The 20,145-nt window shown below is 74.0% G+C and carries 21 protein-coding genes; 10 read left to right on the top strand and 11 right to left on the bottom strand.

Annotated features, from left to right (window positions below):
• Positions 1-45: 45 nt before the first annotated feature.
• The 3 genes from ACI1MP_RS36455 to ACI1MP_RS36465 all read left to right on the top strand — a co-directional run bounded on the left by ACI1MP_RS36455 (position 46) and on the right by ACI1MP_RS36465 (position 3,761).
• A complete protein-coding gene (locus ACI1MP_RS36455) occupies positions 46-1,248 on the top strand; it encodes an MFS transporter (RefSeq protein ID WP_387997497.1) in 1,203 nt (400 codons plus the stop codon).
• A 166-nt stretch (positions 1,249-1,414) separates the two neighbouring features.
• The gene (locus tag ACI1MP_RS36460) at positions 1,415-2,380 is read left to right on the top strand and encodes an LLM class flavin-dependent oxidoreductase (RefSeq protein ID WP_404870646.1); all 966 of its coding nucleotides are present in this window, start codon (positions 1,415-1,417) and stop codon (positions 2,378-2,380) included.
• Positions 2,381-2,891: 511 nt separating this feature from the next.
• Positions 2,892-3,761, top strand: a complete 870-nt coding sequence (locus tag ACI1MP_RS36465; RefSeq protein WP_404870647.1) for an ArsR family transcriptional regulator — start codon at positions 2,892-2,894, stop codon at positions 3,759-3,761.
• A 356-nt stretch (positions 3,762-4,117) separates the two neighbouring features.
• Here ACI1MP_RS36465 and ACI1MP_RS36470 read toward each other — a convergent pair whose 3' ends face one another.
• Positions 4,118-5,185: a phytanoyl-CoA dioxygenase family protein gene (locus tag ACI1MP_RS36470; protein ID WP_404870648.1), complete on the bottom strand. Its 1,068-nt coding sequence runs from the start codon at positions 5,183-5,185 to the stop codon at positions 4,118-4,120.
• A gap of 577 nt (positions 5,186-5,762) precedes the next feature.
• On the opposite strand from ACI1MP_RS36470, the gene ACI1MP_RS36475 reads away from it, so the two are divergent.
• Both ACI1MP_RS36475 and ACI1MP_RS36480 read left to right on the top strand, forming a co-directional pair.
• Positions 5,763-6,416: a GNAT family N-acetyltransferase gene (locus ACI1MP_RS36475; protein WP_404870649.1), complete on the top strand. Its 654-nt coding sequence runs from the start codon at positions 5,763-5,765 to the stop codon at positions 6,414-6,416.
• A 63-nt stretch (positions 6,417-6,479) separates the two neighbouring features.
• The gene (locus ACI1MP_RS36480) at positions 6,480-6,788 is read left to right on the top strand and encodes a hypothetical protein (RefSeq protein ID WP_404870650.1); all 309 of its coding nucleotides are present in this window, start codon (positions 6,480-6,482) and stop codon (positions 6,786-6,788) included.
• A gap of 3 nt (positions 6,789-6,791) precedes the next feature.
• Here ACI1MP_RS36480 and ACI1MP_RS36485 read toward each other — a convergent pair whose 3' ends face one another.
• Positions 6,792-9,068 (bottom strand): FdhF/YdeP family oxidoreductase, encoded by a 2,277-nt coding sequence (locus ACI1MP_RS36485; RefSeq protein ID WP_404870880.1) that lies wholly within the window; start codon positions 9,066-9,068, stop codon positions 6,792-6,794.
• Positions 9,069-9,681: 613 nt separating this feature from the next.
• Positions 9,682-10,341: a leucine-rich repeat domain-containing protein gene (locus ACI1MP_RS36490; protein ID WP_380337614.1), complete on the bottom strand. Its 660-nt coding sequence runs from the start codon at positions 10,339-10,341 to the stop codon at positions 9,682-9,684.
• 112 nt (positions 10,342-10,453) lie between these two features.
• Here ACI1MP_RS36490 and ACI1MP_RS36495 point away from each other — a divergent pair, with 112 nt between their 5' ends.
• Positions 10,454-10,591: a hypothetical protein gene (locus tag ACI1MP_RS36495; RefSeq protein WP_404870651.1), complete on the top strand. Its 138-nt coding sequence runs from the start codon at positions 10,454-10,456 to the stop codon at positions 10,589-10,591.
• 105 nt (positions 10,592-10,696) lie between these two features.
• Here ACI1MP_RS36495 and ACI1MP_RS36500 read toward each other — a convergent pair whose 3' ends face one another.
• The gene (locus ACI1MP_RS36500; RefSeq protein ID WP_380337617.1) at positions 10,697-11,878 is read right to left on the bottom strand and encodes an MFS transporter; all 1,182 of its coding nucleotides are present in this window, start codon (positions 11,876-11,878) and stop codon (positions 10,697-10,699) included.
• Positions 11,879-12,061: 183 nt separating this feature from the next.
• On the opposite strand from ACI1MP_RS36500, the gene ACI1MP_RS36505 reads away from it, so the two are divergent.
• Entirely contained in the window at positions 12,062-12,385 is a 324-nt protein-coding gene (locus ACI1MP_RS36505) for a helix-turn-helix transcriptional regulator (protein WP_043907255.1), read from the top strand.
• Between the two features lie 52 nt (positions 12,386-12,437).
• Here ACI1MP_RS36505 and ACI1MP_RS36510 read toward each other — a convergent pair whose 3' ends face one another.
• On the bottom strand, positions 12,438-12,890 hold the full coding sequence (locus tag ACI1MP_RS36510; RefSeq protein WP_404870652.1) for a hypothetical protein: 453 nt from the start codon (positions 12,888-12,890) through the stop codon (positions 12,438-12,440).
• Between the two features lie 160 nt (positions 12,891-13,050).
• Between ACI1MP_RS36510 and ACI1MP_RS36515 the strand changes: the two genes are divergently transcribed.
• Both ACI1MP_RS36515 and ACI1MP_RS36520 read left to right on the top strand, forming a co-directional pair.
• On the top strand, positions 13,051-14,490 hold the full coding sequence (locus ACI1MP_RS36515; protein WP_404870653.1) for an FAD-binding oxidoreductase: 1,440 nt from the start codon (positions 13,051-13,053) through the stop codon (positions 14,488-14,490).
• 11 nt (positions 14,491-14,501) lie between these two features.
• Positions 14,502-15,032, top strand: coding sequence for a hypothetical protein (locus ACI1MP_RS36520; protein ID WP_380337626.1), 531 nt, complete (start codon positions 14,502-14,504; stop codon positions 15,030-15,032).
• 78 nt (positions 15,033-15,110) lie between these two features.
• On the opposite strand, the gene ACI1MP_RS36525 is transcribed toward ACI1MP_RS36520, so the two are convergent.
• Positions 15,111-15,848 carry an alpha/beta hydrolase gene (locus ACI1MP_RS36525; protein ID WP_404870654.1) on the bottom strand — a complete coding sequence of 246 codons (738 nt, stop codon included), beginning with the start codon at positions 15,846-15,848 and terminating at the stop codon, positions 15,111-15,113.
• Positions 15,849-16,071: 223 nt separating this feature from the next.
• Between ACI1MP_RS36525 and ACI1MP_RS36530 the strand changes: the two genes are divergently transcribed.
• The gene (locus ACI1MP_RS36530; RefSeq protein ID WP_404870655.1) at positions 16,072-16,704 is read left to right on the top strand and encodes an AAA family ATPase; all 633 of its coding nucleotides are present in this window, start codon (positions 16,072-16,074) and stop codon (positions 16,702-16,704) included.
• Positions 16,705-16,854: 150 nt separating this feature from the next.
• Here ACI1MP_RS36530 and ACI1MP_RS36535 read toward each other — a convergent pair whose 3' ends face one another.
• The 5 genes from ACI1MP_RS36535 to ACI1MP_RS36555 all read right to left on the bottom strand — a co-directional run bounded on the left by ACI1MP_RS36535 (position 16,855) and on the right by ACI1MP_RS36555 (position 20,110).
• On the bottom strand, positions 16,855-17,088 hold the full coding sequence (locus ACI1MP_RS36535) for a ferredoxin (protein WP_380337632.1): 234 nt from the start codon (positions 17,086-17,088) through the stop codon (positions 16,855-16,857).
• Positions 17,085-18,296 (bottom strand): cytochrome P450, encoded by a 1,212-nt coding sequence (locus ACI1MP_RS36540; protein WP_404870656.1) that lies wholly within the window; start codon positions 18,294-18,296, stop codon positions 17,085-17,087. The genes ACI1MP_RS36535 and ACI1MP_RS36540 overlap by 4 nt, the downstream gene beginning before the upstream one ends.
• 156 nt (positions 18,297-18,452) lie before the next feature.
• On the bottom strand, positions 18,453-18,857 hold the full coding sequence (locus ACI1MP_RS36545) for a RidA family protein (protein WP_380337638.1): 405 nt from the start codon (positions 18,855-18,857) through the stop codon (positions 18,453-18,455).
• A gap of 53 nt (positions 18,858-18,910) precedes the next feature.
• A complete protein-coding gene (locus ACI1MP_RS36550) occupies positions 18,911-19,711 on the bottom strand; it encodes an ATP-grasp domain-containing protein (protein WP_404870657.1) in 801 nt (266 codons plus the stop codon).
• A gap of 84 nt (positions 19,712-19,795) precedes the next feature.
• Positions 19,796-20,110 carry a hypothetical protein gene (locus ACI1MP_RS36555; protein WP_404870658.1) on the bottom strand — a complete coding sequence of 105 codons (315 nt, stop codon included), beginning with the start codon at positions 20,108-20,110 and terminating at the stop codon, positions 19,796-19,798.
• Between the last annotated feature and the right edge of the window lie 35 nt (positions 20,111-20,145).

The raw sequence follows: 20,145 nt of genomic DNA on the forward strand, positions 1-20,145 counted from the left end.
GGCCAAGCCCGCCGACCCCGTCGATCCCCGTTGTGGAGCACCCCCATGCCCTTGGCGCTCGTCGCCCTCGCCATCACCGCGTTCGCCATCGGCACCACCGAGTTCGCCGCCATGGGCCTGCTCCCGCAGATCGCCGACAGCCTGCAGGTCTCCATCCCGAAAGCCGGCTGGCTGATCTCGATGTACGCGCTCGGCGTGGTGATCGGCGCCCCGCTGCTCACCGTCGGCGCCGCCCGACTGCCCCGCAAGGCCGTCCTGGTGGGCCTGGCCGCGCTGTTCACCGCCGGCAACCTGCTGTGCGCCGTGGCCCCCACCTTCGGCTTCCTCGCCGCGGCCCGGCTGATCGCCGGACTCCCGCACGGCGCGTTCTTCGGCGCGGGCGCCGTCGCCGCCGCCGAACTGGTCGCCCCCCACCTGCGGGCCCGCGCCGTCGCCGTGATGTTCTCGGGGCTGACCGTCGCCAACATCATCGGCGTCCCCGCCGCCACCCTGCTCGGCCAACACCTCGGCTGGCGCGCCGCGATGCTCGTCGTGGTCGCCATCGGCCTGCTCGGCGCCGCCGCCATCGCCCGCCTCGTCCCGCAGCTGCCCACCCACCCCGGCGCCGGACTGCGCAGCGAACTCTCCACCTTCCGCAGTGGACAACTCTGGCTCGCCCTGGCCACCGTGGTGTTCGGCTGCGCCGGACTGTTCGCCTGCTACAGCTACATCACCCCCACCCTCACCGAGGTGGCCGGCTTCGCGGACTCCTCCGTCACCCTGATCCTCGCCCTGTTCGGCGTCGGCATGACCCTCGGCAACGTCATCGGCGGCTACGCGGCCGACCGGGCGCTGCGCCCGTCGCTGTGCGCCGCGTTCCTCGCGATGTCGGGCGCGCTCGCGCTGTTCGCGCTCACCGCGCACGCCCGCTGGTCGGCCGCCGTGACGGTGGTGCTGATCGGCATGGCCGGGTTCGCGGCCGTGCCCACCGTGCAGACCCTGGTGATCCAGAAGGCCCGCAGGGCGCCGACGCTGGCCTCCGCGACTGTGCAGGGCGCGTTCAACCTGGCCAACGCGGGCGGTGCGTACCTCGGCGGAGTCGCGCTGTCGGCCGGTCTCGGCTGGACGTCGCCCACGCTGGTCGGGGCGGGCCTGGCGATGATCGGGTTCCTGATCGCCGCCGGGTCGTGGGCCGCCGACCGGAAGGCGCCCGTCGCGGTGGTTGACCAGTCGGTCGTGGCGGAGCCGGCTGGGGCTGCGCTGCACTGACAGGGCGTCGGCCGGGACACAGGACGGGGGCGTGGGGACGGACGGGGGACGGGGGACGGGGGACGGGGGACGGGGGACGGGCTGGCGGTATGATCACCGGATTTCCGTGCCGACGGTGGGGTTGTTGCGGCTGCCGTCGCGCGGACCCCCCTCGTGAGGAGCCTCGATGCCCGGTCCCGACACCGCCACCGCCCGAGGCCGGGTCGGCGTGATGCTGCCCCGCGACCTGCCCGCCCGCGACCTGATCCCGTTCGCGCGCCGGGCGGAGCAGCTGGGCTTCGACGAACTGTGGGTGGTCGAGGACCTCGGCTGGCGGGGCGGCGTCGCCCAGGCCGCCACGGCCCTGGCCGTCACCGAACGGATCACCGTCGGCATCGGCATCATGCCCGCCGGCGCCCGCAACGTGTGCTTCGCCGCGATGGAACTCGCCACCCTCGCCCAGCTCCACCCCGGCCGGGTGGTCGCCGGCATCGGCCACGGCATGCCCGGTTGGATGCGCGCCGTCGGCGCCTGGCCGGCCAGCCCCGTCACCCTGCTCAAGGAGTACACCACCGCGCTGCGCACCCTGCTGCGCGGCGAGCCCGGCCCGGCCGACGGACGCTACGTGCAGTGCGCGGGCGTGCAGTTGACGGAGCTCCCGGAGGTGGCGCCGCCGGTGATCCTCGGCGTCCGCGGCCCCAAGTCGCAGGCCGTGGCGGGCGAGGTCGCCGACGGACTGCTGCTCGCCGAACCCGCCGCCCCCGCGTACATCGAGAGCTCGCGCCGCCACCTCGGCCCCGGCGCCACCGTCGTCACCTACGACGCCGCAGCGGTTGACGAGGACGAGGACGTCGCGCTCGACCGGGTCCGCGAAGGCCTGGCCGCGGTCGGCGAACCCGACTGGGCCGCCCACCTCGCGCCCCTCCCGTTCGCCGCCGAACTCCGCGCCCACCGCGAGGCCGCCGCCGACGGCCCGGAGTTCGCCCGCACCCTGCCCGCCGACTGGGTCCGCGCCCTCGCCGTCGCCGGCACCCCCGCCCAGGCCCGCGCCGCCATCGCCGCCCGCCACGCCGCCGGCGCCACCACCGTCGTCCTCACGCCGGTCGGCCCCGACGCGCCGGGCTCCCTCGAGTCGCTGGCCCGAGCCCTGTGACGAAGCTGCGCGCCGTCGGCTACTGGTGGTCCGCGCAGGCACCGCACCTGCCGCACCCGGCCCGGATGGTGGACGAGAGCTGGGACGGGGAGGAACGGTCGCTGGTCGCCGAACGCGTTCGCGGTCGGCGGTGGCAGCTGCGGGGCGGGGGCGAGGCCGGTGACGTCGCGGGCCGGGTAGAAGAAGGTCAGCATCAACTCCCGTACGGGGACGGAGGAATCCCAGGGATCACGCCGGGACGTGTCGACGAGGTACACCGACCGGCACCCCACCGGGTGACGGCCGGTCGGCGCGGGCAGGGTGAGGACGACGTCACCGGGGGCCGCAGCCGCAGCGCGGGCAGGTCGGGCGCCGAGTCTCAGGGTCAGTGCGGCCGAGCCCAGGAGCAGGGAGCGTCGGCCGATCGGGAAGTCGGGGGTCATGCCCGGCATGGTGGCCCGCCGGGTCGGACGGCGGCGATCCTTGAGGCTCTGGGCTCAAGGATGGCGCCCGCCGACACCAAGGGGGCACCGTGATCCGGATCCACTTCGCGCCGGAGGACTTCACCCGGGTCCGCCTCGCGCCCAGGCCCGCGCCGCTCCAGGAACTGAACGTCGCACTCGGGATGATGTGCCGTCAGGACGGTGAGCTGCTCCACGGCGTCTGGCGACGACGGCTGCTGCGCACCCTGCCGCAGGCGGTTCTGCCGCTCGCGGACCTCGTCCCTGCCGGGCGGCCGCCGAGCTTCCTGGACGTGGTGACGGACTCGCTGCCGGACGCGCTGGAACAGCTCCGCTCGACGCCGGCCGAGGTGGTCGCCGCCGAGTTGGAACGTGTGTACACGCGAACGCCCGTTCCGGCGTGGATCGGTGAGCTGCGGCGCGGTGACGCCGGTGCGTGGCGGCTGGTCCTCCGGGCGCAGCGGGCGGCGTTCGAGGCGCTGCTCGGACCGGTGTGGGAGCAGGTGCAGGACCTGCACCGCGCCGAGTTCGTGCAGCGGGCCGTGCAACTCGCCGAGACCGGCACCGGTCCACTGCTGGCGGGGCTGCTACCGGGCACCCGGCTGAGCGGCGGAACCTGGGAACTGCCGGGCGCGCCAAGGGAGATCCGCCTCGACGGGCGCGGGCTGCTCCTGCTGCCGAGCTTCCACGGGGCCGGCGGGCCGCTGCTGTCGGACCTGCCGGACCGCCCGGTGGTGCTCACCTACCCGGCCGGGCCCGGCCTCCCGCCGCAGCCCGGCGGCCCCACGGGCCCGCAGGCGCTGGCCAAGGTGATCGGGCCGACCCGCACGGAGCTGCTCCACCAGCTGTCCGAGGACCGCACCACGACCGAACTGGCCCGCCGCCTGCGGGCGCCGCGACGGTCTCCGCCCACACCGCCGCCCTGCGCGGTGCGGGGCTGATCTCCACCGCCCGCGCCGGGAAGGCGGTGCTGCACCGCCGCACCGCGCTCGGAAGCCTGCTGGTCGGGGAGTGACGGCACGTCGGGGCGAGGACCGCCGGAAGGGCCGGCGGCAGGGGGAGCCGGGCCGGGTCGGCCCCGGCGGAGAAGCGTAGGACCTGGTCGGCGGCGACCGGGTGGGTCACCCCGGGGTCGGTGGCAGCGCCGTCTGCACCGCGGCGTGCCCGGCGCATGCCGCGTCAGGGGAGGAGTCCGGCATCAGGAAACCCGGCCCGGAAGGCGAACTCCCGTGCCCCGTGCGCCGCTTAGTCGAAGCCGACGCGTACGGCAGGGGAGCGGACCGGTTGGTGGGCAGAGTCAGGCAGGGGCGGCGCACCGGGTCGCTGCGGTGTCGATGGCGATCGGCTCGTGCCAGGAGGCCAGGCCGAGCAACTTGGAGCCCAGTTCGGTGAGTCGGGCGGTGGGGTAGCGGTTGGACTCGGGCAGGACCGGGTCGCCCACCAGCGTGCGGTTCCAGCGGGGGGTGTGCAGGTGGCGCCAGGAGTCGACGCGGGACTTGCGCAGCCGCTCGTGCTCCTCCAGCGCGGGCATCATCGACAGGTACTGCACGGCGCGCACGCCCTGCTCGGAGCGGTTGCGCGCGACACCGTGCGCCAGCAGGCCGTTCCAGATCAGCAGGTCGCCGGGGTGCAGGTCGGGGCGGACGACGGGCAGTTCGGCGCGGTCGATGTCGGGCCGGACGGAATCGCGGTCGGCCGGCTGGGCGAGCCTCCACGGCTCGAACTGCCGGAACAGCTCCGGGCTGCAGTGGAAGCCGCCGGTCTCCGGCGAGGTCTCGTTGAGCGCGATGATGCCCTGCACGCGCTGCGGCGGGACGCCGAGGGTGGTGTCGATGTCCCAGTGCAGTTCGACGTCGTGGCCGCGGCCGGCGGGGTCGATCAGCGCCCGGTCGCGGTTGCCGCGGTTGGGCGGGTTCAGGTTGAGCCGGTCCAGGGTCACCCACAGCTCCTCGCAGTCCCAGATGTCCACGAAGGCGTCGTAGACCCGCTGGTGCTGCCGGCTGTCCCAGAGCAGCTGGTGGTGGTACGCCTCGACGAAGCCGTAGACGTGCAGCTGCTGGTCGAGTGCGGACCGGAACGGGCGGTCCGTGAACCAGCTGTCCGGGTCCTCGGGGTCCAGGCCCTGGAACTGCCAGGCGAAGTCGAGCATCCGGCGGGCGTGCTCGGCCGGCACCGCCTCCCGGACGATGACGTAGCCGTAGGTCTGCCAGTGCGCGAAGTCCTCCCGGGAGAGCACGCGCAGCGGACGGGACTTGGCCAGTTCGCGCAGGGTGTGCTGGGCGAGGTACGACTCGCCGTCGGCGCTGAAGTACGGGCGGTCGCTCGCGGCCCGGAACAGGTGAGAGCGGCGGGACGGTACGGACATAGAGAGCCCCTCCAGGGAGCCGGGCGGAAGGAGGAGGAACGGGGGCCCCGCACGGGAAGGCGGGGCGGGATGCGCCCCGGACCGGGCACGGTGGCCGCCGCAGCAGGGCCGGGCAGGGGATGCGGCGGGGAAGGGCGGCGCCGGGAAGGCGTCGCGGCCGCTGCCGATCGCCACATTGGTCCAGACCACAAATCTTGTCAAGTTCCTGATCGGTAACCGGGGGCGACCACGAGGTCGAGTCCGGTCCGGTGACGGGTCGGTTCGGACGAGCGGCTCGGGACCGACCCAATGTCCCCTTCGGCTCCGCTCCCTGACGGAGCGTCGATCCGGGACCGCAGGTACGAAGCCCCGACCCGGCCCGTGCCTACGAGAGATGATCGAGGCTCGGCACCCCGCCGCACGCCGTCGCTCCGACCCGTCCGCCGGCAGGATGGCGGACGGGCCGGCCGTCCGCCGGAACCGACCGGGCCGGCGGAGTGCGATGCCCCGGCGACACCCCGGCCAGGCTCTCGCCGGGGTTTCGCGAGTGCCCGGAAAACGACCGACCCCCGTGCCCCGCGACGGGCACACTGAAGCGATGCTGACCGACCACTGGCCGCTCGCCGGACTGAGCGTGCGCACCCCGCGCCTGGAACTGCGGCTGCCCACCGAACCCGAACTCGCCGAACTGGCCGAGGTCGCCGCCCGCGGCGTAGTCAAGCCCGGCACCCGCCCGTTCCGCTCCACCTGGTCCTACGGCACGCCCGTCGAGCGGGCCCGCTCCGTCCTGAAGGCCCACTGGCGGTCCCAGGCCGACTGGACGCCCGAGGAGTGGGCGCTGGTCCTGGTGGTCTTCGCCGACGGCCGGCCCGTCGGCGTCCAGTCGCTGCGCGCCAAGGAGTTCGCGATCCGCCGCGAGATCCTGTCCGGCTCCTGGCTGGGCATCGAGCACCACGGCCGGGGCCTGGGCACCGAGGCCCGCGTCGCGATGCTGCACCTCGCCTTCGCCGGCCTGGCCGCCGAGTCGGCGATCTCCGCCTCGTTCACCGACAACGCCGCCTCCGTCGCGATCTCCCGCAAGCTCGGCTACCTCCCCGACGGCGTGGAACGCGAGAACCGCCACGGCGAACTCGCCCTCACCCAGCGCTTCCGCCTGGACCGCGCCGACTGGCAGCCCACCCGACGCCCCGACATCGGGCTCACCGGCCTCGCCCCGTGCGCCGAACTGTTCGGCATCTCCGCGGACGAGTGAGGAACTGCCGCTCCCGGCGCGGACGTTGGACGGAACGAAGGTCGGACGGACGACGGAGCGGTGATGCTGCCCTACTTGATCGCGCTGGCGGTGCTGGCCGGCGTACTGACCCTGCTCGGCCTGGCCGGGCAGGCCCTGCGGCGGCACCGCGGAGCCTCCGCCGCGGTGGGCGGCATGCTGGCCGCCTACGAGGAGGCGGTGCGCGGTACCTCCTACGCGGCGCACGCCGAACTGTTCGCCGAGGCAGACCGGAAGATGCCGATCGAGGTGCCCGGCGGCCGGTTCGAGGGCCGGGCGCTGCTCGCGGACCGGGCGGCCCGCCCCGCGCGGGGGCGGTGGCGGACCGTCAGGGCGTGGTGGCGGCGGGGCTGATCGTCAGGGTGCGGTGGCGGGGCTGATCGTCACATTGAGGTGCTTCATGATCGGCTGGTCGCTCTGGCTGCTGTAGTCGCCCAGTGCGCACAGCACGTTCATCTCCGGCATGTACCCGGCCGCGCAGCCGCGCGGCAGGTCGTAGGGGACGGCCAGGTAGCCGTGCAGCGCACGCGTCGAGCCGTCCCGGGCGGTCGCCACGATGTCGACCGGGTCGAGCTCGGCGAGCCGGCGCTCCCGCATGTCATGACGGTTCATGAACACCAGCGTGCGCAGGTTCTTGACGCCCCGGTAGCGGTCGTCGTCCGAGTAGATGGTGGTGTTCCACTGGTCATGCGAGCGCATCGTGCCCAGCACCAGCGTCCCCGGGCCCGGCAGCACGTCCGGCAGCGGCGCGGTGGAGAACTCCGCCTTCCCCGACGGGGTGAGGAAGACCAGCTCACGGGCCGGCTGCCGGATCCGGAACCCCAGCGGCAGCCGGACCCGGCGGTTGAAGTCCTCGAAACCGTCCAGCACCTTCGCCATCGTGTCGCGGATCCGGTCGTAGTCCTCCACGTACCACTCCCACGGCGTCGCACTCCCCGGCAGCGCCGATCGCGCGATCCCCGCGACGATCGCCGGCTCGGACAGCAACTGCGGGGACGCCGCCCGCTTCCGCATGCCCACCGACAGGTGCACCATGCTCATCGAATCCTCCACCGAGGTGGCCTGCACCCCGCTCCGCTGCCGGTCCTGCTCGGTGCGGCCCAGACACGGCAGGATCAACGCCCGCCGCCCGTGCACCAGATGACTGCGGTTCAGCTTCGTCGACACCTGCACCGTCAACTCGCAACGGCGCAGCGCCCGGTGGGTGAACTCGGTGTCCGGCGCGGCCATCGCGAAATTGCCGCCCATCCCGACGAACACCGACACCTCGCCGCGCGCCATCGCCCCGATCACCCCCACCGTGTCCAGCCCGTGCTCGCGCGGCGGATCGATCCCGCAGACCTTCGCCAACCGGTCCAGGAACGCCGGCGCGGGCCGGTGGTCGATCCCGCAGGTCCGATTGCCCTGCACGTTCGAATGCCCGCGCACCGGCGACGGCCCCGCTCCCTCCCGGCCCAGGTTCCCGCGCAGCAACAGCACGTTGAGGATCTCCCGGACGGTGTCCACCCCGTGCTCGTGCTGCGTCACGCCCAGACACCACGAGAAGATCGACCGGTCCGCCTCCCGGTACACCCGCGCCGCCTCCAGCAGCTGCGCCCGGCTCAGCCCGCTCTGCCGCTCCAACTCCTCCCACGGCGTCCGCTCGCACAGCTCCCGGTAGGCCGCGAACCCCGTGGTGTGCCGCTCGACGAACTCCTCGTCCAGCGCCCGCGGATCGTGCCTCGCCTGCTCCAGCAGCGCCTTCGCCATCGCCCGCAGCAGCGCGAAGTCCCCGCCGATCCGCACCTGCAGGTTGAGCGTGCTGGTCGCGGTCGCGCGCATCAGCGCCATGTTCGCGAACTCGTGCGGCACGATGGTCCGGGTCGCCGCCGCCTCCACCAGCGGATTGACGTGCACCACCTGCGCGCCCCGCCGGTGCGCGTCGGCCAGCGCGGTCAGCATCCGCGGCGCGTTCGACGCCGCGTTCACCCCCAGGACGAACAGCGCGTCGGCCGCCTCCCAGTCCTTCAGATCCGCGGTGCCCTTCCCGGTGCCGAGCGAGGCCGTGAGCGCCCGCCCGGACGCCTCGTGGCACATGTTCGAGCAGTCCGGGAGGTTGTTGGTGCCCAGCTCACGGGCCAGCAACTGGTACAGGAACGTCGCCTCGTTGCCCAGCCGCCCCGAGGTGTAGAACGCCGCCCGGTTCGGATCGTCCAGACCGTGCAGCACCCCGCCGACCAGATCGAACGCCTGCTGCCAGTCGATCGGCCGGTACTTGTCGGTCTCCGGGTCGTACACCATCGGCTCGGTCAGCCGGCCTTGGTCCTCCAACGCGAAATCGCTCCACCCCGACAGCTCGGTGACGGTGTGCGCCGCGAAGAACTCCCGCCCGACCCGCTTGCGCGTCATCTCCCACGTGACGTGCTTGATGCCGTTCTCGCAGATGTCCAGGTGCAGGCCCTTGTAGTCGTCCGGCCACGCACAGCCCGGACAGTCGAACCCCCCGTCCTCGTGGTTCATCCGCAGCACCGCCCGCGGCCCGTCCACCCACTCGCCCGTCCGCGCCAGCACCCGCGTCACCGACTTCGCCGCACCCCACCCCGCAGCCGGATGCCGGTACGGCTCCACCCGCGGCTCGGCCCGGTCCGGTTCCACCTGCGGTTCGGCCCGGGCCGGCTCCTCGGTAGCGGTCACGGCGGCACTCCTGGCTCTGCGAGAGGACAACGGCCCGGTCGATCCTGCCCTCCCCGCCCGTCCGAGCCGGCCGTCCACGCCAGGCCGCCCCCGCGAACCACCCGGGCGGCGGCCAGGATGACGGCACGAACGAAGCAACGCAGCCGACCGCCGCACCGTGGCCGCCGGCCCCGCCCGGCGCGCTCGACCGGCTGGTCGAACTGTGCCAGGACGACGGTCCGACCGGGTTCCCGGCGTCGGCGATGCCTGACGCCGCATGGGTGCTGAACGCCATGTACCAGCGCGAGGACGACCCCGGCCGGACAACCCGTGAGGACCGGGAGCCGCTCCTCGCCCCGCCGACCGACTGCACCGGCGGCGGACTCGGCCGCGCCGAACACCCCGCCGAGGCGGGTGGTGACGACGTGTTCGGTCCGGAAGTCGGCGAGGCCCAGCGCCACCGGGCTGTGTTGGGCCAGGCGGGGGTGTCTGTGGCCGCAGGACCGCAGCCTCCTCGCCGACCCCGAACTCGAGGCCCTGCGCCTGCCGTGGGACGACTGACCGCTGCGCCTGCCGCGGGCGGCCCGACCGGCCGTCACCACACCGGCGGCTGCACCAAGTCCCGGCCGCCGCGGTGCCAGGTCGGGACGTAGTCCTCCGGCGGGGACGGCAGGTTCGCCAGGCAGGCGTCCGAGCAGGCGTTCACCAGCAGGGGCAGCACGTCGGCGCCGGAGGCGTGCAGGGATATCCACGCCTGCCGGAGCTCCGCGACCGGGCCGTCGCAGACGCTGCACGCCCGGACCTCCGTCGCACCCCACACGCCCGGGTCCAGCGCCCCCGGCTCCATGCCGCCGACCGGCTCCGCCAGCGCCGGGAACCCCGGCCGGAACTTCTCATTGCCGTACAGCGCGCGGGTGCTGACGGTACTGCCGCGCAACGCGGGCAGCCGCGACAGCTCGTACGGGAACCAGTGCAGCCGGTACGAGGTGTACGGCTCGAACACCTCCAGGCTGCGCATCCCCCCGATCTCCGCCGGAATCCGCACCAGGTTCGACCGGTACAGCACCAGCTTCCGCACCTCGGTCAGCGTCCCGATGCTCGCCGGCAGCGTCACCACCTGCCGCCGCTCCTCCGCGGACATCTCCGTCAGCGGCGCGAACTCCTCCCGCCCGTCCGCCGCCGCCTCCTCGATCAACTCCAGCAGCCGCAACCACCCCGGTGCGGACGTGTCCTGACGCTCCGGATGGAACCACACCGACCGGCAGTCCAGATCCGCCCCGAGGCATCGGCACCGGTCGGCCACCGGCTGCTCGACTTCCCGGGCCACCCCGGGGAAGTGATTCGAAAACAGGTGCGGTGACTCTTCGGTGCTCATCCCCGCACCCTACTGCCGACCGAATCCCGGCCCCGACCTGTCCTGCCCCGGGTTCGGGCCGCTCGCCGGCACCGAGGTGCGGATCGCGGGCCTCTTCGGCGGCGGCCTCCACTCCACCAGCGAGGACTGATGGACCGTCGAGGTGGTCGGCCCGGACTGGCCGCACCATCGCGTCATCCTGTCGGTCGGACGAGCGCAGCCGGCGCTGATCGCAGGCGGCAGGCGGGGGTGCTGTTCAGGCGTGGGCGGGTTCCGGGGCGCGGTTTCGGGTTCGGGGGGTGCGTTCGTCGCGGGTGGTGGCTGCGGACACCGCGCATGCCGCCAGGGCGAGCGCTGCTGCCGCGAGCGGGAACCAGCGGCCGCCCAGGAGGCCGATCGCCGCCGAACCGGCGACGCCGCCGGCTGCTGTGCCCAGGTACAGGGCGCTGCTGTTCAGGGAGATCAGCAGCGGCGCGTTGGCCGGGTCGATGGACGCCAGGCGGTGCGGCAGCGCCACCGACACGGCCCATCCTGCGAGCGGGACCACCAGGGCGTACCCGAGGGCCCCCGGCATGGAGCGGCCCAGCCACGGCAGGGCCGCGAACGCGGCCGCCGCGGCCGCCGAGCCCACCACCAGGACCCGGCGTACCCCGAGGCGGTCGACCAGGCGTCCGCCCAGCCAGCTGCCGGCCACCGACATCACGCCGGAGGTCAGCAGGATCACGCTCAGTCGGCCGCTGTCGCCGCCGGTGGCGCCGGAGACGGCGGTGGCCAGGTAGATGTAGACGCTCTGGAAGGCGAGGAAGAACACCAGCGTGGTGGCTGCCGCGCCGAGGACCCGGGGTCGGCCCAGCGGTGCGAGGCGTGCCCGCAGGGTGGGGGCGGCGACGGGGGAGGGCAGGTCGCGCAGCAGGAGGGCCAGGCCGGCGAGCGCGGCCAGGCCGAGGGCGGTGACCAGCCACATCGTCAGTCGCCAGTCGGTGCGCCCGACCCAGGTGCCCAGCGGCACGCCCAGCGCGGTGGCCACCGTCATCCCGCCGAGCACGGTGGCCAGCGCCCGTCCGCGTCGCTCGGGGGCGACCAGGGTGGTGGCGACCGCGTTGGCGGTCGGCGTGTAGAGGGCGGCGCCGGCCGCCGCCAGCACCCGGGTGGCCAGCAGGAGTCCGTACGTGGGGGCGAGTGCGCTGAGCGCGTTGGCCGCGCTGAACACCGCGAGCGCGGTCAGCAGCAGGCGCCGGCGCGGCCAGCGGGCGGTGAACGTGGCCAGCACCGGGGCCAGCAGCGCGTAGCCGAGCGCGAAGACGGTGACCAACTGGCCGGCGGCCGGCACCGACACCTTCAGGTCGGCGGAGGCCGGGCCGAGGATGCCGGCCACCACCATCGAGTCGGTGCCGACGGCGAAGGTGCCGAGGGCGAGCAGGAGCAGGCGTACGGGCATGGGAAGGCCCCCCGGGGCGCAGGAAACGGTTCGTCGTGCGGGCGGCAGCACTGCTGCACGCTCTGTTGGATATGCATGCAACAGTTGGACGCTCGTCAAACATTCGAGGATGGGTGGATGATTGTCAAACCATTCCGATCCCGACCCCGGCCCCGGCCCCGGCCCCGAGGAGCACGCGCCACCATGAGCGACACCGAGCGGCTTCCCCAGCCCGCCACCGCAGACATCGACCTCGTCACCGTCCTGCACGCCCTCGGCGACCCCGTGCGCATGACCCTGCTGCTCAGCTACGCCGACGGCGCCGAACACTCCTGCGACCCGCACGGCCTCGGCCTGGACCACCTCCACAAGTCGACCGTCTCCCACCACATGCGCGTCCTGCGCGAAGCGGGCGTCACCACCACCCGGGTGGCCGGCCGCAACCGCTTCGTCAGCCTGCGCCGCACCGACCTCGACGCCCGGTTCCCCGGCCTGCTCGACGCACTCCTCCCGGCCGCGGCCTCCTGACCGGCCGGGCAGCGGGCACGCTTCGCCGCGCTCCCGGTCCGGGCGCGGCTTCTCAGGACCGCACGGCGCCCGGGTGCTGCCGCGCGCCGATCACCCCCGAAGGGTCGAGGCGTTCGAGTCGGGCCAGGCACTGCCCGATCGCGGCGGCCAGGTCCTCGGCGCTCACCGGGTACTCCTCGGGCCCGGTGGACAGCAGCTCCTCGACGTTGCCCTCGCCGTCCTCGACGGCGACGGTGGCCTGCAGGTCGGTGCCGGCGGCGCCGAAGTCGACGGACAGGTGGAGGAGCAGCGCCAGGCCGTCCGCCAGCTCGATCAGCAGGCCGTCCGTGTAGGAGGCCTCGTCCGGCCGGTCCGAGTACTGCCAGGCCGGGCCCAGCGGCCGGCGCCCGTGCACCGCGCCGGCGGGGGCGTTCTCCTCCCAGGCGCGGGCCAGTGCCTTCAGGCGGAAGTGGGCATCGCGGAGCGCCACTGCCAGGGCGACCGCGGCCTGCCCGCTGGTGTTCATCAAGTCCGGTCCCGTTCCTCGCTGTTGACGGTGGGCGAAGCGCACTGCCGGGTCCGGGAACGGTTCCGGTGCCGACGGTCTCCGCATGCCCGCGAGCATAGGGCGTCCGTCCCACCCGCCCCCTGGTCACCACGGGTGGTGCGGCCTCACAATCGGCAGGATGAATCAGACGCGTACGACCTCAACCGACTGGTCCGGCCTGGCCCGTGGGCTCGACGGCACTCTGCTCCGGCCGGGGGAGGAGGGGTACGGGGTGGCCCGGCTGCCGTACAACTCCCGGTTCGAGGTGCATCCGCGGGCGGTGGTGTTCGCGCAGGGGGTCGAGGACGTGCGGGAGACGCTGGCCTTCGCCCGGCGGCACGGGCTGCCGTTGGCGGCCCGCAGCGGGAGCCACAGCTACGGCGGGTGGTCCACCAGCCCGGGGATCACCCTCGACCTGGGGCGGATGAACGCCGTCGCCACCGGGGCCGGGACCGCGACGATCGGCGGCGGTGCGCTGCTCATCGACGCCTACGACGCGCTGCTCGCCGAGAACCTGAGCATTCCGGCGGGGAGCTGTCCGACCGTCGGCATCGCCGGGTTGACGCTCGGCGGCGGGCTCGGATCGGTGTGCCGGGCCTACGGGTTGACGTGCGACCGGCTGGTCTCGGCCGTGGTGGTGACCGCGGACGGCCGGATCAGGCAGTGTTCGGCGGAGCGTGAGCCGGAGCTGTTCTGGGCGTTACGCGGTGGTGGGGGCGGGAACTTCGGGGTGGTCACCGGGTTCACCTTCCGGACGCACCCCACGACCGAGGTGACCAGGGCTTCGCTGCAATGGAGTTGGCGCGATGCGGCCCGGGTGGTGGACGCCTGGCAGCGCTGGGCGCCGACCCGCCCGGACGAGGAGTGGTCCTGTCTGGGGCTGAGCGCCGAGCCGACCGGCGGGTGCACGGTGGCGGTGAGCCTGTACGTCCTCGGTGACGGGCCGGACGTCGCCGACACCCTGGTCGCCGCCGTGGGGGTCGAGCCGGTCGAGCTGCGCAGCGAGGTCATCTCGTACCGGGAGATGATCATGTCGATGACGGGCAGTCAGGGCACCGTTTCGCAGCTCCACCTGACGGGCCGGACACCGGACGCGGTGCTCGACCGGCCGCCGTTCGTCGCGGCGTCCAACTTCTTCCCGGTCCACCTGCCGGCCGCGGGCATCCACGCGCTGGTCGCCGCCGTCGCCCGCCGCGCGGCGGACGGCGGACCGGGCTACGTCCTGCTGGACAGCCTGCGCGGGGCCGTCGGCCGGGTGGCGCCCGACGCCACCGCGTTCGTCCACCGCGACGCGTTGTTCTCCGCGCAGTACCACTGCACGTTCGACCCCGGTACCCCGGCCGCCGCCCTGGACCGGGCGGCCCGCTGGCTGCGGGGCCTGCGGCGCGCGATGCGTCCGTGGGCCGGTGACAGCGCGTACGTCAACTACGCCGACCCGTACCTCGACGACTACGCCCGGGCCTACTACGGGGCCAACCTCCCGCGGCTCGTCGCCGTCAAGGCGGCCTACGACCCGGACGGGTTCTTCGACTTCCCGCAGGCCGTCCCACCTCGGCGGGCCGGTGCGTCGCCGAGGTAGGCTCACGGGCTGTGAACAGGCTGAACGAGGGCGGGAAGACGCGGCATCTGGTCCTTCATGACTACGGCATGGGGGGTCTGTGGTGGTGGGTGTGGGCGGGCTCGGCCGAGGAGATCGTCGAGGCGTGCGCCGAGGTCGAGGTGGTCACGGAACCGGACCTCGTGAAACGCGTCGAGACGTGGAGCGTGGCGGAGATCCACCTCGACGACCCGGAGCCGAATCCGCTGACGAGCTTCCGCGCCAAGCGGGACGCCCAGCGCGGGCAGCCCGGGTTCGGCGCCCTGGTGGGGCGGGACCGGGTCCATCTGCGCTCGCCGGAAGGCGAGGACGGCGAGGTCTACCTGGACGAGCTCGGGCCGGACGGGCGGCGCGTGCGCCAGATCGAGCTCCGCGCCGACGGCGATGCGATCAGGACGACCGTCGAGGACTGGCTGTTCAACCCGCCGTCCGACCTCTACGACCCGCAGTACGCGGCGCTGGAGATCGGCCGGGACGAATTCGAGGACGCGTGGCGACGGGCGCGCCGCGAGCCCGCGGTGTGAGCGACGGCCGGTCCGGGGCGCCGGCCGGGCCCCCGACGAGGGGCGGCCCGGCCGGCACCGGCTACTGACGGACCGGCATCACTTCAGGTGCCGGGCGAAGAAGCGCGCACCGGCGTCGAGTTCGAAGTGCGGGACGCCGGTGTGCCCGCCCATGTTGGCGTGCAGGGTCTTCTCCTCGGAGCCGAGGGCGTCGAACAGGTTCAGGGCGGCCTGCCGGTCGTTGCCCTCGTCGTCCCACTGCAGCAGGACCTGCAACGGGACGGTGACCCGGCGGGCCTCCTCGAACATCGCCCCGGGCACGAAACTCCCGGCGAACAGGTTGGCGGCCGCGATGCGCGGCTCGACCACCGCCAGCCGGATGCCGATGGAGATCACACCCCCCTCGTAGCCGACCGGGCCGCCGACCTCGGGCAGCGACAGACAGGCGTCCAGGGCGGCCTGCCACTCCGGGACGGCCTGTTCGACGAGCGGCAGCACCAGTGCGTCGACGATCTCGTCGCCGACCGGCTCGCCTGCGGCCAGCGCCCGGCGCAGGCTCGCGCGAGCCTGCTCGACGGCGGGCAGGAGGGGCCGCTCACCGCTGCCGGGGAGTTCGACGGTGGCCGCGGCGAAGCCGTACTCGGCCGCGTAGTGGCGGGCCCGCGCCGCGAGCCGGGGGTACATCCGGCGCAGCCCGAGCGGGGGATGGCCGATCAGGATCAGCGGCGCCGGTGCGGACGTCACGGCGGGCATCCACAGGATGCCGGGGATCTCGCCGAGGGTGAATTCGCGTTCGAGGACGCCGTCGTCGTGGCGCTGCTCGGAAGTGAAGTGCACGGTCGTGCCTTTCGGGAGTGCGGTTGAAACGGCGCTCCCGGACGACCTATCGTCCGACCGTGACCCCGGAGGGGAGCACCCACGTCGATATTGCGTTCACGGGTACCACCTCCACGTTCTCTCGCACGGCCTTCGGAAACCTAGCAGTGGCCCCGCCGCTCCGCCAAACGGTTTTCGGCCGCGGGCCGTGCGGGACCTCGGACGACAACCGGAGGCGAAGACCGTGCTGGTGTGGATCAACGGGCCGTTCGGCGGCGGCAAGACGCAGACCGCCCACAACCTGGCCCGCCGACTGCCGGGTGCCGCCGTCTGCGACCCCGAACAACTCGGCTTCGGCCTGCACCGCATGCTGCCGCCCGCGCTCCGCGGCGACTTCCAGGACCTGGCCGCACGGCGCGCCGGGGCCGTCGAGACGCTCGACCTCGCCGTCCGGCGCCACCTCGGCCCGGTGATCGTCCCGATGACCGTCACCGAGCCCGCCCACTTCGCCGGGACCGTCGGTCGCTTGCGCGAACTCGGCTACGACGTACGGCACTTCACCCTGCTCGCCGACCGCGCCACGGTGCTGCGCCGCCTCGCCGAACGCGAACCCGTGCACCACCTTCGCCGCCTCGCCGGGCTGCCCGCGCCGGCACGCGGTGAGAGCTTCGCCGTCGGCCGCCTCGACGACAGCCTGCGCCGCCTCGCGGACCCCGCCTTCGCCACCCACCTGCACACCGACCGACTGACCGTCACCCAGGCCGCCGACCGCATCGCCCACCTCGCCGGCCTGCACCCCGCGCCCGACACCGACACCGCCCTGCGTGCCACCCTCCGCCGAGCCGCCGTCAAGATCCGCCACCTGCGCCTCGACTGAGCGGACCTCGAACCGGGGCTTGCGGGTCGGCGAGGCCGATCCGGTGCGGGTCCGCCGGGCAGCGGGCGCGTGCGGGGCGAGCCGATCGGACAGGCGGCGCACCGACACCGGCCGCCGGGGACAGCGCCCGGGGCCGGTGTCGGAAAGCGGTCACCAGATGGGGGCGAGGAGTTCACCGGTGGTGGCGTGGTGGACGGCGATGGCCTCGACGGGGCACATCTCGGCGGCCTCGGTGAGGGTGTGGGAAGGGGCGGCAGTGGGGTGGACGGGGGTGGCCCGGCCGTTGGGGGCGAGGGCGAGGGCGTCAGGGGCGGTGCGGGCGCAGAGGCCGCTGCCGATGCAGCGGGTCTGGTCGACCGTGACGACGACTGGGTCGGGGCTCACCAGGCCACGTCCAGACGCAGGGGGCTGCGGGTGAGCAGGCCGGTGCGCCAGGCGATGTCCTCGACGGGGGCGGCCAGGCGCAGGTCGGGGAGGACGCGGGCCAGGTGGTGCAGGCCGAGTTCGAGTTCCATCCGGGCCAGCCAGGCACCGAGGCAGTGGTGCGGGCCGGCGCCGAAGGTCAGGGACGGGACGCCGAGGGGGGAGAACAGGTCGGTCGGGCCCGGCGGGTAGACGGCCGGGTCGTGGTTGGCGGAGCCGGCGTCGCAGGCGATGATCGCGCCCTCGGGGATCAGCACCCCGCCGATCTCCACGTCGGCGACGGCCCGGCGCAGCAGCCCGGGCGCGGAGGTGCGGTCGCCGAGCGGGACGGTGCGCAGGATCTGCTCGGTGGCCGCGGTCGCCGCCGACAGGTCCTCGCCGACCCGCCGCCAGGCGTCCGCGTGCTGCGGGTCGAGCAGGTACACCAGCGCGTTGCCGAAGCTGGTCATGGTGGTCTCGTGGCCGGCGATCACCAGGCCGATGGTCAGCGAGGTCAGCTGCTCCTCGGTGACCCCGCCGGTCTGGTCGGCGGCCTGCACCAGCGAACTCACCAGGTCCTCGCCGGGGTTCTCGCGGCGGGCCACCACCAGCTGGTAGCCGAACTCGCTGAACTCCCGGATGGCGGTGCGGATCTCGTCCGCGGTGTACGCCGTGGTGGACAGCGCGTGGTCGCTCCAGTGGCCGAGCCGGTCGATGTCCAGCCCTTCCAGCTCCATCAGCCGGCTGATCACCCGCACCGGCAGCGGCTTGGTGAGGGCGGCGACCACGTCCGCGGGCGAGCCGGAGGCGGCCAGCTCGTCGACCAACTCCCGTACCACGCCGTCCACCCAGGGTCGCCAGCGTTCGATCGCGCGGGGCGTGAACGCGCGTTGCACGGTGCGGCGGATCTGCTGGTGGTCGGGGCCGTCGCTGTTCAGCATCGACGCCGGGTCGTCCAGGATGTTCGGCGTCAGCGTCAGCGGCGGCGCGTCCGGCGCGTGCAGCGTGGCCCGGCCGAAGCCGGGGTGCGCCAGCGCCTGCCGGACGTCCGCGTGCCGGCTCAGCACCCACACCGGGGTGCCGGTCGGCAGCGCCGCCTGCCTCGGCGGGCCGGGCTCGGCGTGCAGCAGGCAGTGCAGGGGCACCAGCGGCTGCGCGTCGGGGGCCTCGGGGTGCGCGGCGGTGGTCAATTCGGTCCTCCTGGCGAGTGGCTGCAGGCTGCCGACCGGCAGCCACTCCCGACCGTATGCGGTGCACCGGCCCCGCAGCAGCATGGAAACCAGCCACCCCTGGAATCCCAACTGGTGGGCAGGAAACGGAAATTGGTTCGACAGGGTGAGGGGTCGTCAGGGAGCGACGACGGCCAGCGCCTCGATCTCGATCAGCAGGTCGGGCCGGAACAGCGCCACCACCTGCACCGCCGAACTCGCCGGCAGCCGCGCCGGGTCGACGTACGCCTCGCGGGCTTCCCGGATCGCCGGAAGGTACGCGATGTCGGTGACGAAAATGGTCAGCTTGACGACGTCCGCGAAGCCTGCACCGGCCGCCGTCAGGCAGCGGTCCAGGTTCGCGAACACCTGCCGGGCCTGCGCCCGCGGGTCGCCGTCGCCGACCACCCGGCCCTGCTCGTCGAGGGCGACCTGGCCGGAGACCTGGACCAGCCGGCCGGTGGCGGCGACCACGTGGGTGTAGTTGGCGGCCGGGGCGACACCCGGCGGCTCGGTGATGTGGGTGAGGTGCGAGGAGCTCATGGCGATCATCCTCGCCCAGCCGGGCCGCCCGGCGCACCCCGATTCGGGCCGCGTCAGTCCTCGACCTGCGGCAGCTCGCGCAGGAACGGCCGGTCGCTGCCGGGGAGTCGGTCGAGCGGGCCGGCCGCCCGCAGCACCACGTCCAGCACCGCGTCCGGGTCGCACGCGTAACCGCCGCTCGCCCAGGCCGCGTTGGCCTCCACCACCGCCCAACCGCCGGGCGTGCGGCCGACGTCCACCACCGCCGCGCTCGGCAGCGGCGCGCACTCGGCGGCGGCCGCCAGTACCTCGGCGGCGAACCCCGACAGCTCGGAAGCGCCCGACTCCGGTGCACCGACGGACAGTTCGCCGTCACGGGAGTAGCGGGACGCCGCCCGCACCGCGCCGTCCAGGACGAACAGCCGGTACTCGACGGCGAATCGCACCACCTCGCTGACCAGCACCGGCACGTCGCCGTCCAGCAGTTCCGGGCCCGGCAGGTCGCTGCCGCGGTCGTAGACCCGGGCCGCGAAGTGCTTGTCCGCCGGGGCCTTCACGAAGGCCGGCCCGGACAGCCGGCGGGCCGCCGCGAGGGTCGTCAACTCGACGGTGCGACCCGTCAGTTCACGGGGCAGCGCGGACAGCCAGTCGGCCGACGGCTCCAGCAGGCCCAGCCCGAGCGCCCCGCCGACCGCGTCCGCGAACAGCGGGCCGCCGTACAGGTGGACCTGCTGCCCGCTCAGCTCCTGCGGAGCCCGCCAGGAGGCCGCCGTGAACGCCCGCAGGCCGCGCCGGCCTGCGGCGGTGCGCAGCTGCAGGCCGGTCTCGTTGATCCGCGGCGCGAGCAGCAGAGTGGCGGTGGTGGAAGTGGTCATGGCGGCGATCATGACGTGTCGACAGGCCTCCTGGCCAGGGGATCTACCCGGCCGGGAGGTTCGTCGGAGCGGGCCTGACCGGGCTCAGCAGGCGGGCGGGCGCTCCGGGCAGTCCCAGTCGCCGGCGTCGACCGGCGCGCCCGCCCCGTCGGTCGGGTGGTGGCAGGCGCCGTGCGGCCGCACCGTGACCGAATCCGGCCGACGAGCGACCGAGAACAGTTCGTGCGGGCGGAGCGGGCCCGCCCACGGGCCGTCCTCGTCCGGTGCGGGGGCGACCAACGCGAACACCCCGCCCGGAGGAATCCAGCAGGCGTCCGTCCACGGCTCCACCGTCAACTCCGGCGCGGAACCACCACCGTCGTCCACCAGCAGCCGTGCCGTTCGACCCTCGACGGCCATGCTCGGTCCCCTCCCGCGTCCGGCCGCCCCGTGCC

Source organism: Kitasatospora griseola, from assembly GCF_044999035.1.
GTDB classification, from domain to species: Bacteria; Actinomycetota; Actinomycetes; order Streptomycetales; family Streptomycetaceae; genus Kitasatospora; species Kitasatospora griseola.